Raw genomic sequence first — 12,337 nt, forward strand, 5'->3', positions numbered from 1 at the left:
CTTCAACGACCCCGCTTTGAGTCCCGCTTCGACCTAGGAAGAAATGTCGACCCGGTCGATCAATTTGGCGTACGCGGGTTTGATCACTTCATTGATCAACGCCAACCGCTCGTCGAACGGGATGAAGGCGCTCTTCATGGCGTTGACCGTGAACCACTGTAGCTCGGCCCATCCGTAGCCGAACGCCTCGACCAGCAGCGCCATCTCGCGGGTCATCGATGTACCGCTCATCAGCCGGTTGTCGGTGTTGACGGTCACCCGGAACCGCAGGTCGCGCAGGAGCCCGATCGGGTGGTCGGCGATCGAGGCGGCGGCACCCGTCTGGACGTTCGACGACGGACACAGCTCCAGCGGGATCCGCTTGTCGCGGACGTAGGCGGCCAGCCGACCCAGGGAGCGGTCGGCGATGTCGTCGACGATGCGCACGCCGTGACCGAGCCGGTCGGCGCCGCACCACTGGATCGCCTGCCAGATCGACGGAAGCCCGAACGCCTCGCCGGCGTGGATGGTGAAGTGGAAGTTCTCCCTCTGGAGATATTCGAATGCGTCGAGGTGCCGGGTGGGCGGGTACCCCGCCTCGGCGCCGGCGATGTCGAAGCCCACCACGCCGGCGTCGCGGTAGCGCACCGACAGCTCGGCGATCTCCATCGACCGGGCCGCGTGCCGCATCGCGGTGAGCAGCGTGCCGATGCGGATCGGCCGGCCGGCCAGCGCCGCCTGCGCCGAACCGTCGGCGAACCCGGCCAGCACCGCCTCGACCACCTCGGGCAGGGTCAGCCCGCGGGTCAGGTGCTGCTCGGGCGCGAACCGCACCTCCGCGTAGACCACACCGTCGGCGGCCAGGTCGAGCGCGCACTCCGCGGCCACCCGGTGCAGCGCCGACGCGGTCTGCATCACCCCGACGGTGTGCACGAAGGTCTCGAGGTAACGCTCCAGCGAGCCGCTGTCGGCGGCGGCGGTGAACCACTCGCCCAGCTCGGCCGGGTCGGTGGCGGGCAGCTCGTGCCCGATCTCGGCGGCCAGCTCGACGACGGTCGCCGGGCGGAGTCCGCCGTCGAGGTGGTCGTGCAGGAGGGCCTTCGGCGCGCGGCGGATCTCGTCGTACGTGGGTGCCATGTAAGGACACTAGACCCGTCCGGAAGGATGGTCCGGTGGACCCGCGGATCGTCGCCCAGCTGCGCTGTCCGGTGTGCGCGGGCAGGCTGGTCGGGGCGCCGTCGGCGCTGCGGTGCGACACCGGCCACAGCTTCGACGTGGCCCGCCAGGGCTACGTGGACCTGTCCGCCGGCCCGGTGACCCACCCGGGCGACACCGCCGACATGGTGGCCGCGCGCGAACGGGTGCTGGCCGCCGGTCACCTCGACTTCATCACCGAAGGGCTGGCCGCCGCCACGGCCGGTTCCACCGCGGGGCTTATCGTCGACGTCGGCGCGGGCTCCGGGCGTCACCTCGCGGCTCTTCTCGACGGACGGCCCGATGCGCTCGGCCTCGCGCTCGACGTCTCGAAGCCCGCTCTCCGCCGGGCGGCGCGCGCCCATCCGCGGATGGGCGCCGTCCGCGCGGACGCCTGGCGCGGCCTCCCGGTGGCCGACGGCGCGGCGTCCGTCGTGCTCGACGTGTTCGCGCCGCGCGCGGGCCGCGAGTTCGCCCGCATCCTGCGGCCGGGTGGACGCCTGGTGGTGGTGACGCCGGCGCCGGACCATCTCCGCGAGCTCCGGCTCGCCGTCAGGGTCGATCCCCGTAAAGAGGAACGGCTCCGGGGGACGCTCGGACCGTGGTTCGTCCGGGAGGATGATCACGAGCTCCGGACGACGCTGCAACTGTCCACTGAGGACGCTCAAGCGGTGGCGGGAATGGGGCCCGGTGCCTTCCACGGTGCCGTGCCGGTGCGGGCCGGCGCGGTCACGGCGGCGGTGCACCTATCGGTGTGGCGGCACGAAGGGGGCTGAGCGGGGTGCTCGCGGGTATCGGCCGGTGGTGTTTCGCGCGACGTTGGTGGGTGCTGGGTGTGTGGCTGGCGGCGGTCTCCGCCGGCGTGCTCGCCGCGGGCACCGTCTTCGGCGGGCTGGCGAGCGGCAACGACGTACCGGGTGTCGAGTCGTCGGAGGCGTACGACCAGATCAGCCTCGCCAACGAGAACGGCGGCGAGGTCGTGGCGGTGGTCGACCGCGTCGACGCGCGGTCGACCACGATCCAGTTCACGATCGTCACCGCGGTGCGGGAGCTGGCCGGCCGTACCGACGTCGAGTCGGTGGCCCATCCCTACGGCGACGACCCGTCGTCCGGCGCGCTTGTCGGGCGCGACGGCACCTCGCTGCTGATCTCGGTGACGCTGCGCGCCGGCTCCGAGGAGGACGAGGACGAGGCGCTGTCCGACGTCACCGACCGGATGCGGACGCTCGCCACGGAACTGCGCGACGCCGGCGCCCCCGACGCCCGGGTGCGCCTGGGCGGCAACAAGCTGCTCAACCGGAGCGCGAACGAGCAGGTGCAGGCCGACCTCCGGCGGGCCGAGCTGATCTCGCTGCCGCTCACGCTCGTGGTGCTGATCGTGGTGTTCGGCGGGCTGGTCGCGGCCGGGCTTCCGGTGCTGGCGGCCGTGGTGTCGGTGGCGGCGGCGATGCTGGTGCTGCTCGGCTTCTCGTACCTGACCGATCTCGACCAGAACACCGTCACGGTGGTGACGCTGCTGGGTCTCGGCCTGTCGATCGACTACGGGCTGCTGCTGGTGGCCCGCTACCGCGAGGAGCTCGGCGAGGGGTTCATCCCCGTCGACGCGCTGGGCCGCGCCTGGGCGACGGCCGGCCGCACGGTGCTGTTCAGCGCGTTGACGGTCGCCGCGGCGCTGGCCGGTCTGCTGATGTTCGACATCAGCGCGCTCGCGGCCCTCGGCGCCGCCGGCGTGTCGATCGCGCTGGTGTCGATGCTCACCGCGTTGACGTTCACCGCCGCGCTCATCGGCTTCGCGCAACGGCGCATCCGACCCCGGTCGAGGCGCCCCGCGCACTCCGTCTCCGACGAGCAGGGCTTCTTCGCCGGACTGTCGCGCTTCGTGCAGCGGCGGCCCTGGATGGTCGCCCTGGGCGCGACGGCCGGACTGCTCGCCGCGGGCCTCCCGTTGCTGACGGCCACCATCAACCTGCCGCAGCTGAACTCGTTGCCGCGCACCCTCGAACCGGTACAGGTCGCGAACGCGCTGGAGAGCGACTTCGGCCGGCGTGACGCGCCGACGATGCTCGTGGTGGCGCAGACCGACCCGGCGACCCTCGACCGCTGGGCCGGCCGCTGGGCCACCGACGAGGCCGTGGCGGAGGTGCGCACCGCCCGGCCGGCGGGCGCCGGCGTCTCGCGGGTGGAGTTCGCCCTGCACGGCGACGGCCAGGACCGGCTGGCCCGCGGCCTGGTCGACCGGCTGCGCGGCGAACGCCCGCCGGGCGGCCGGTCGTGGGTCACCGGTGACGCCGCGTTCCTGGTCGACCTCGTCGACGTGATCAAGCAGGGCCTGCCGCTGGCCGTCGGCACGACGGTGCTCGCGATGGTGCTGCTGCTGTTCGCGATGACCGGCTCGGTCGTGGTGCCGGTCAAGGCGATCGTCGCGAACGTGGTGTCACTGGGTGCGACGTTCGGCGTGCTGGTGGCCGTCTTCGAGCATGGCTGGGGCGCCGGCCTGCTGAACACCCTGACCGTGGGCGGGCTGTCGCCGTTCATCGTGGTGATCGTGTTCGCGTTCGCGTTCGGCCTCTCGATGGACTACGAGGTGTTCCTGCTGGGCCGCATCAAGGAGTACGTCGACCGCGGCATGGACAGCGACACCGCGGTACGGCGCGGCCTGCAGCACACCGGCCGCATCATCACGTCGGCGGCGCTGCTGATGATCATCGTGTTCGCGTGCTTCGCGTTCGCGGAGATGGGCCAGATCGAGCAGGTGGGACTGGGGCTGACCGTTGCCGTCCTGATCGACGCGACGATCGTCCGCTGCCTCCTGGTCCCGGCCACGATGACCCTGCTGGGCCGCTGGAACTGGTACGCCCCCGCCTTCCTGAAGCGCATCCACGAGAAGTGGGGAATCTCCGAGCAGGCCCCGATCTCCACCTCGACCGACCTCGTCCCCGTTTCCCGCTAGCCCGCCCGCGAGCCCTTCCGCGATCCTGGACTTGTGGACAGGTCATGGCGTGTCTGGACATCCACGATCGCCTGTTGGTGGCGGGGCGTCCAGCCCGCCGCTTGCAGGGCCGCCCGTACCTGGCCAACTACGTCGGCGGGGTGGTGACGGACGGTCCAGGACGGGAACCGCAGGATCCGGTCGCCCGCGATCCAGAGGTCGTTCTGGCGGCGCATGTCGGCCCACCAGCTCTGCACCTCGGTGTGATGCCGACCGTCGATCTCCACGTGCACGCCGTAATCCTCGAAGTACGCGTCGAGGTAGCGACGGCGACCGCCACCGGCGGACCGGGCCACCTGACACCGTGGCTCCGGCAGGCGTGCCCGCCTGCACAGCCGGAGGAACTCCACTTCGGGCAGGGACTCTGCGCCGCCCGCCGCGTCGCGGGCGACTTCGAGGACAAGTGACCGCCGTCGAGCGCGAAGCTGCCGCGACGCGGCCCGCTCGACCTCGGCGAGGGTCACCAGCCGTTGCTGGAAACTGGCCGCCACCACCGCCGCGGCCTGACGTTCGGATGCCGCCCACTTCCCGACGTCGAGCACCGATCGACCGGCGACCGTACACGGCGGCGCCGCGGCCAGGTGCACCTCGTCGGCAGGAACAGCACCGACCCGGTGCACGATCGCGAACGGCGGTGGGTCATGGTCGCGGTACCGGCCCGGGATGACGACGTGCACCCCGTAGCTGTCGAACCCACGGAGCCCGACGACCTGCAGTGCCGAGAGGCCGCCCAGCACAGCCGGCCGGCCATCACCGACCGCGAGGGCGGCGACCCATCGGCGCTGCGCTGCCGAAAGGTCACTCACCGGCGCTGTGAGGTAGACCGCCCGATGGACCAACCGCCACCGCCCGGTGCCGAGACGGTGCTCGATCGCCGACCGGCTGAGGAGCGGCAGCGCCTGCACCCGACTGATGAGCCCGTCCTGCCGGAACAGCAACTCGTCGAGATCGCTGAAGGAGTCGAAGGGCGTGATTTCGACCGGATGGAACCGCTGGGCGCGAGCCATGCCGAACAGTCTCGACGCCACAACGCGGATCCCACGTGCCCGTCGCACAGCCTGTGGACAACCCCTCCGGACCCTGGACTTCCAGACACGCTATGGCGTGTCCACACGTCCAAGATCGCGGGAGACGCGTCAGACGGACAGGTCGATTTCTTCCCAGGCCAGGGGGGCGTCGTGGTACGGGCCCTTGAAGACGACTGCCCATTCCAGGGCCCAGCGTCGCTGGCCGATGGCGTTGGAGTCGACCTCGCCCGGTAGCGGGAGGTTGGCCCGTTCCGCCTCCAGGTACGCCCAGTCCAGGCAGTAGTAGAGGTCGAGCAGCCGGGCCACCTCGCCCACCTCGCGGGGCGCGGTGAGGGTGCGACCGCGCCAGGCGGCGAACGTCTCGCCCTCGATGAGGTTGGGCAGGCGCTGCATGAGGCCGTTCCCGGACGGCAGGCGCGGGTCGAGGTCGCGGGTCAGACCCATCACCCAGCCCAGCGCGTACACGGCCTCCAGGTGCAGGGCGAACGAGAAGTGGTCGCCGGAATCGTTCACCACGAACCGCCACTCGGGACGGGTGAGGCGCTCGACCAGGTGGGCGTCGAGCAGCCACTCCATGGCGCTCTCGGGTGGCATCCCGAAGCTGCGGGCCAGCACGATGTTGAGCACCGCCACCCGGGCCTCGAGCTCGGCCCGCGGACGCAGCTCGATCGTGTCGCCCGGGTCCCAGACCATCGGGAAGTTGGCCGCCGGAACCGGCAGGCCGAGCCGTTCCAGCGCGCGAAGGCTCGCTTCGCGGACGGGTAACGGGTCAGGCGCCGAGACGGTCATGACAGGCCCTCATACGGAGAACTCTAACGACCGATCGGCGCAGCGACAACGATCAACTACTCAGGGTCACAGTCTGCACATTGCAGATCAGTCCAACCGCTCCAGGACCAGCGGCGACAGGGTCGGTGCCACGTCGGCGATCGTCACCGCCGCGACCGCGACGTCGCGGGCCGGCGGGATCCGGTCAGGTGTGTCGGCGCGAAGCTCCATGAGCACGTCGCCCCTGCGCACCGGGTCACCCGGCTTTTTCCGCAGCAGCACCCCGGCGGACGCCGACACCGGGTCCTCCTTGCGGGCGCGCCCGGCGCCCAGCCGCCAGGCGGCGACGCCGATCCCGTAGGCGTCGAGCGCGGACACGACACCGTCGCGGTCGGCCGTGACCACCTCGGTCTCGGCGGCCTGCGGCAGCGGCGCCGACGGGTCGCCGCCCTGCGCGACGATCAGCTCGCGCCACTTGTCCATCGCGCGCCCGTCGCGCAACGCGTCGGCCGGGTCGGCGCCGTCGAGGCCGGCCGCCGCGAGCATCTCGCGCGCCAACGCCAGCGTCAGCTCCACCACATCGGACGGGCCTCCGCCGGCCAGTACCTCCAGCGACTCCTCGACCTCGATCGAGTGGCCGGCCGCTAGCCCCAGCGGCGTGTCCATCGCGGTGAGCAGCGCCCGCGTGACCACCCCGTGCGCCTTGCCGAGCTCGACCATCGTGCGGGCCAGCTCGCGGGCGTCGTCGACGCTCTTCATGAACGCGCCGGAGCCGAACTTGACGTCGAGCACCAGCGCGGCGGTCCCCTCGGCGATCTTCTTGCTCATGATCGAGCTGGCGATCAGGGGGATCGCCTCGACGGTTCCGGTGACGTCGCGCAGCGCGTACAGCTTGCGGTCGGCCGGCGCGAGACCCTCCCCGGCGGCGCAGATCGCGGCGCCGACGGTCTGCAGCTGCCGGACGAACTCGGCGTTCGACAGCTTCGTGCGGAACCCGGGTACCGCCTCGAGCTTGTCGAGCGTGCCGCCGGTGTGGCCGAGCCCGCGGCCGCTGAGCTGGGGTACGGCGGCGCCGCAGGCGGCGACCAGCGGCGTCAACGGCAGCGTGATCTTGTCGCCGACCCCGCCGGTGGAGTGCTTGTCGACGGTCGGCCGGTCCACAGTGGACAGATCGAGCCGCTCGCCCGACGCGATCATCGCGGCCGTCCAGCGGGCGATCTCGGCGCCGGTCATGCCGCGCAGCAGGATCGCCATCGCGAGCGCCGACATCTGCTCGTCGGCCACTACGCCCTTCGTGTAGGCGTCGATCACCCAGTCGATCTGGTCGTCGGTGAGCTGGCCGCCATCGCGCTTGGCACGGATGACCTCAATGACGTTCATGCCGGGTCCCCACTCCGTGGTGACCCGCCCTGAACGGGACGGCTCTGCTTAATGGCGCCCTCGCTTCGCTCGGTCACGCTCGCCATTCCTCGGCAAACTCTTCGGGACGCGCGCCGGCGCCGGCCCAGTACGTGCGTCCTTCGCCGTCGATCACCACGACCCGCGGCGTACGCGCCCGGCCCCAGGCGACCGCCGCCGCCGCGTCGGGCCACACCGGGGCCTCCTCGATGACCGACGCCGACCCCTCCGGGTCACCCGGCCGGCCGGCGCTCCAGTACCCGGTCCACACCTGCTGGCCGCCGGCGACGTCGGGGTGCAGGAACGCGGTGCCGCCGCCCACCCGGTTCGACAGCGCGGCCGGCACCCGGTTGGTCGAGTCGACCGACGGCTGGCCGACCCGGCCGAGGTCGACCTCGTCGAACGCGTACGGGAGCAGGTCGGCCATGGTCACCGGACCGTGCTCGTGGTCGATCAGCAGCTTCGGCCCGCCGTGTTCCCACAGCAGCTGCCGGCAGCGTCCGCAGGGCATGAGCGGGTTGCCGTTGCCGTCGACGCACGCCAGCGCCACCAGGCGGCCGCCGCCCGACGCGTGCAGCATCGACACGAGCCCGCACTCGGCGCACAGGCCCAGGCCGTACGACGCGTTCTCGACGTTGCAGGCGCTCAGCACCCGACCGTCGTCGACCAGGGCGGCGACGCCCACCGGGAAGTTCGAGTACGGCGCGTACGCCCGCCGCATGGCGGCCTCGGCCGCCGCGCGTAGTGCCTCCCAGTCCGGACTCATGGCCTGATCGTATCCCCGCGTCCGATCTTGACCCCCTTAACCGCCGCGTCTGTACGGAACGCCGTCGGCCGCCGGTGGTCGCAGTCGTTGGGCCGCCAGCGCCAGCACGACGAGGGTGGTGAGGTGCGGCGTGAACTGGACGAACGGCACCGGCACCTCGTCGCTGGCGAAGAACGCGATGAAGCCCAGTACGCCGATGCCGAGCGCCACCGTGCCCACGATGCGCCGGCGCCGGTACAGCTGCCACGCGCCGACGCCGATGAGCAGCGCCGAGACCAGCAGCAGCAGCGCGTGGATCGACGTGGCACCACCGCGCAGCTGCAGCGCGTCGGGGTAGCCGAAGAGCAGCGAACCGGCCGCCAGCCCGCCGGGCCGCCAGTTGCCGAAGATCATGGCGGCCAGGCCGATGTAGCCGCGGCCGTTGGTCTGCCCCTCGCGGTAGATGTTCGCGGCGACCATCGACAGGAACGCCCCGCCCAGGCCGGCGATCGCGCCGGAGGCCACCACGCCGTAGTACTTGTACAGGTACACGTTGACGCCCAGCGACTCCGCCGCCTGCGGCGACTCGCCGACCGACCGCAGGCGCAGCCCGAACGCGGTGCGCCAGAGGATGTAGAAGCTCAGCGGCACCAGGGCCACGGCGATGACCGTGAGGATCGAGACGTTCGTGAGCAGCCCGCGGACGATCCCCGCCAGGTCGCTGACGAGCCACCAGTGCTGGCGCTCCAGCCCCTCGGTGGCCCAGTCGACCCCGGGTACCGATCCCCGCCACGGCTGCGGCACCGACGGCGACTGGTTGACGCCGCCGCCCTCCTCGTTGGCGAACGTCAACGACGACAGGTACCGGGTGACGCCGAGGGCCAGGATCGTGATCGCGACACCCGACACGATGTGGTCGACGCCGAACGTCACGGTGGCCAGGGCGTGCAGGAGGCCGCCCAGGGCGCCACCGATCATCGCGACGACCAGGCCGACGGCCCAGCCCCAGTTGTAGGCGCCCCACGCGCCGAACCACGTCCCGAAGATCATCATGCCTTCGAGGCCGATGTTGACCACACCGGCGCGCTCGGACCACAGGCCGGCGAGGCCGGCGAGGCCGATCGGAACCGCCGCCTGGAGCGCGGCGCGGGTGGCGCCGCTGGAGGTGATGTCGTTCGCGCCCGTGATCGCCCGCACGGTGGCGAGCGCGACCAGCCCGATCGCGATCAGGATCAGGACGACCGACAGGCGCACCTTGCGCTTCTTCGGCGCCGGCTCGGCACCGGCCGCACCGCCGGGTGCCGGCGTCAGAACGGAATCCGCGGTCACGATCCGGCCTCCTGGTCCTTGTTCGGCGCGGTCGGGCCCGCCTCACCGGCAGGTGCCGCCGGTGCCGCGATGGGCTCCGACGGCGGTGCGGCGACGGGCTCGGGCGGCGGTGCCGCCGCGGTGCCGGTCGACTCGCCGACCCGCTTCTGCTGGATCCGGCGGCCGACGCGCGCGGCCAGCTCGTACGCCACGACCACCGCGAGAACGGTGGTGCCCTGCATGATCGTGACGGTCTCGCGGGGAATGTCGTTCAGGTCGAGGATCTGCGCCGAGTTCTCCAGCGCGCCCCACAGCATCGCGCCGAGCAGCATGCCGATGGGATGGTTGCGGCCGAGCAGCGCGATCGCGATGCCGGTGAACCCGTACCCGCCGACGTTCTCGGCGACCGCGTGCGTCTGCCCGAGCAGTTCCGGCAGGCCGACCAGGCCCGCCACCGCACCCGACAGGCACATCGTGACCACGACCATGCGCTTCGCGTCGACGCCGCTGGCCACGGCGGCCGACGGGCTGCGCCCGGTGGCCCGCAGGTCGTAGCCGAACCGGGTCCGCTCGATCATGAACCAGTACGCGACCCCCACCAGCGCGGCGAGGATGCCGAACCCGAAGAACCTCGCGTTGGTGCCCGGGATCAGGAGGATGCCGGGGATCCAGGCGTCCTCGCTGAGGATCGGCGTGGTCACCGAGTTGCTGCCCGGTGCCCGGACGCCGAGCAGGTCGGGCGTGAGCAGCCAGGCGAACAGGCCACCGGCGATGAAGTTCAGCATGATCGTCGAGATGACCTCGCTGACCCCGCGGGTGACCTTGAGGACACCGGCGATACCGGCCCACGCGGCGCCGACCAGCATCGCGGCGAGGATCATCAGCACGATCCGCAGCGGCCCGGGCAGGCCCTGGGTGAACGACGCGCCACCGAGCGCGCCGGCGATCAGCACCGCCAGTCGGTACTGGCCGTCGATACCGATGTTGAACAGGCCCATCCGGAACCCGATGGCCGCGGCGATCGCGCCCAGGTAGTAGTAGACGGACTTGTTCAGGATGCTGTTGATCGTGCCGGGGCGGGTGCCGTAGTCGTACATCGCCTCGAACGTCGAGAAGACCTCGTTGCCGCCGAGGGTGAGCACGAGCGCCGAGACACCCACCGCGAGCAGCAGCGCACCGATCGGCGCGATGATCGGCGGAAGGATCCGTACGGGGTCGAGCCGGCCCTTCATTCTTTGTCTCCCTTTTCCAGGGACGGAGTTTCGGCCGCTCCCGTCATCGCCAGGCCCAGTTGCTCGGGCGTCACCGTGGCCGGGTCGACGGTGGCGACGAACCGGCCCCGGTAGATCACCTGCAGCGTGTCGGACAGGCCGATCAGCTCGTCGAGGTCGGCGGAGATCAGGAGGACGGCCATGCCGGCGCGCCGGGCCTCGCGGATGTGGTCCCAGATCGCCGCCTGGGCACCGACGTCGACACCGCGTGTCGGGTGCGCCGCGATCAGCACCTTGGGCTGGTGGCTCATCTCCCGCCCGACGATCAGCTTCTGCTGGTTGCCGCCGCTGAGGGCGCCGGCCGCGACCTCGATGCCGGGCGTACGCACGTCGAACTCGGTGACGATGCGCTCGGTGTCGCGCCGGGCGGCCGACGAGGTGATCAGGAACCCGTTCGAGTTCGGGCTCTCGGTCTGGTGGCCGAGGATCCGGTTCTCCCACAGCGGCGCGTCGAGCAGCAGGCCGTGGCGGTGCCGGTCCTCCGGGATGTAGCCGATGCCCTTGACCCGGCGCTGCCGGGTGCCCCACTCGACGATGTCGGTGCCGTCGAGCGTGATCGTTCCGGTCGACGGCCGCATGCCCATGATCGCTTCGACCAGCTCGGCCTGCCCGTTGCCTTCGACGCCCGCGATGCCGACCACCTCGCCGCGGCGGATGACCAGGTCGACGGCGTCGACGACGCACCGATCGCCGGGGGTGTGCACGGTGAGACCGCGCACGTCGAGCACGACGTCGTCGGTGACCGTCGACTCCCGCGTCTCGGGGCTCGGCAGCTCGCTGCCCACCATCAGCGTGGCCAGCTGACGGGCGGTGACCTCGCCCGGCAGCACGGACGCCACCGTGGTGCCCCGGCGGATCACGGTGATCGCGTCGGCGACCGACAGCACCTCGTGCAGCTTGTGCGAGATGAAGATGATCGTGAGGCCCTCGCGGGTGAGCTGGCGCAGGTTGCCGAACAGCTCGTCGACCTCCTGCGGCACCAGCACGGCCGTGGGCTCGTCGAGGATGAGGATGCTCGCACCGCGGTAGAGCACCTTGAGGATCTCCACGCGCTGCCGGTCACCGACACCGAGGTCCTCGACCAGCGCGTCCGGGTCGACGTTCAGCCCGTACTGCCGGGAGATGTCGCGGATCTTGGCGGCGGCCCTGCCGCCGATGCCCGCGACCTTCTCGGCGCCCAGCGCCACGTTCTCCAGCACGGTGAGGTTGTCGGCCAGCATGAAGTGCTGGTGCACCATGCCGATACCGGCGGCGATGGCCTGCTGCGGCGTGGTGAGGTGCGCGGTCGTCCCGTCGACGAGGATCTCACCCTCGTCGGGCCGGTACATGCCGTAGAGGATCTTCATGAGCGTGGACTTGCCCGCGCCGTTCTCCCCCACGATCGCGTGGATCGTGCCCCGCTCGACCCGCAGATGGATGTCGGAGTTCGCCACCACACCGGGGAAGCGTTTGGTGATGCCACGCAGCTCGACGGCTACGCGGCCAGCCGGGGGGTCGCCGGGTGATTCGGCCATCTGTCACTCCAAGCATCGGCGCGAGGGGCCGGGCCGCTTCGGCGGGTGTTCCTCTTCCCGCGGTCCTGCGGCCACATCGAGCCAGTCGTGTAGGGGACGATCTTCGCAGGAGAATGCGACCGGCGGGGGGCCTGAGGCCCCCC

General features: G+C 71.5%; 10 protein-coding genes. 2 read left to right on the forward strand and 8 right to left on the reverse strand.

Annotated features, from left to right (window positions below; all coding sequences use genetic code 11):
- Window positions 1-33: 33 nt before the first annotated feature.
- Window positions 34-1,116, reverse strand: a complete 1,083-nt coding sequence (locus Voc01_RS26295) for an adenosine deaminase (RefSeq protein ID WP_203930227.1) — start codon at window positions 1,114-1,116, stop codon at window positions 34-36.
- A 35-nt stretch (window positions 1,117-1,151) separates the two neighbouring features.
- On the opposite strand from Voc01_RS26295, the gene Voc01_RS26300 reads away from it, so the two are divergent.
- Both Voc01_RS26300 and Voc01_RS26305 read left to right on the forward strand, forming a co-directional pair.
- The gene (locus tag Voc01_RS26300) at window positions 1,152-1,949 is read left to right on the forward strand and encodes a putative RNA methyltransferase (RefSeq protein WP_203930228.1); all 798 of its coding nucleotides are present in this window, start codon (window positions 1,152-1,154) and stop codon (window positions 1,947-1,949) included.
- A 50-nt stretch (window positions 1,950-1,999) separates the two neighbouring features.
- Window positions 2,000-4,123 (forward strand): MMPL family transporter, encoded by a 2,124-nt coding sequence (locus tag Voc01_RS26305; protein WP_239160501.1) that lies wholly within the window; start codon window positions 2,000-2,002, stop codon window positions 4,121-4,123.
- Here the strand turns inward: Voc01_RS26305 and Voc01_RS26310 are convergent.
- The 7 genes from Voc01_RS26310 to Voc01_RS26340 form a co-directional block, all read right to left on the reverse strand.
- Window positions 4,120-5,169 (reverse strand): endonuclease domain-containing protein, encoded by a 1,050-nt coding sequence (locus Voc01_RS26310; RefSeq protein ID WP_203930229.1) that lies wholly within the window; start codon window positions 5,167-5,169, stop codon window positions 4,120-4,122. The two genes, Voc01_RS26305 and Voc01_RS26310, sit on opposite strands and share 4 nt — an antisense overlap.
- 129 nt (window positions 5,170-5,298) lie before the next feature.
- Window positions 5,299-5,979, reverse strand: a complete 681-nt coding sequence (locus tag Voc01_RS26315; protein ID WP_203930230.1) for a DUF4272 domain-containing protein — start codon at window positions 5,977-5,979, stop codon at window positions 5,299-5,301.
- Between the two features lie 87 nt (window positions 5,980-6,066).
- Entirely contained in the window at window positions 6,067-7,338 is a 1,272-nt protein-coding gene (locus Voc01_RS26320) for a thymidine phosphorylase (protein WP_203930231.1), read from the reverse strand.
- A 73-nt stretch (window positions 7,339-7,411) separates the two neighbouring features.
- Window positions 7,412-8,122, reverse strand: a complete 711-nt coding sequence (locus tag Voc01_RS26325) for a cytidine deaminase (protein WP_203930232.1) — start codon at window positions 8,120-8,122, stop codon at window positions 7,412-7,414.
- 36 nt (window positions 8,123-8,158) lie between these two features.
- Complete coding sequence (locus tag Voc01_RS26330) at window positions 8,159-9,430, reverse strand: ABC transporter permease (protein WP_239160502.1); 1,272 nt, start codon at window positions 9,428-9,430, stop codon at window positions 8,159-8,161.
- Window positions 9,427-10,641, reverse strand: coding sequence for an ABC transporter permease (locus Voc01_RS26335; RefSeq protein WP_203930233.1), 1,215 nt, complete (start codon window positions 10,639-10,641; stop codon window positions 9,427-9,429). The genes Voc01_RS26330 and Voc01_RS26335 overlap by 4 nt, the downstream gene beginning before the upstream one ends.
- The gene (locus tag Voc01_RS26340; RefSeq protein WP_203930234.1) at window positions 10,638-12,194 is read right to left on the reverse strand and encodes an ABC transporter ATP-binding protein; all 1,557 of its coding nucleotides are present in this window, start codon (window positions 12,192-12,194) and stop codon (window positions 10,638-10,640) included. Before Voc01_RS26340 ends, Voc01_RS26335 begins: the two co-directional genes overlap by 4 nt.
- Window positions 12,195-12,337: the final 143 nt, after the last annotated feature.

Source organism: Virgisporangium ochraceum (assembly GCF_016863655.1).
GTDB lineage: Bacteria > Actinomycetota > Actinomycetes > Mycobacteriales > Micromonosporaceae > Virgisporangium > Virgisporangium ochraceum.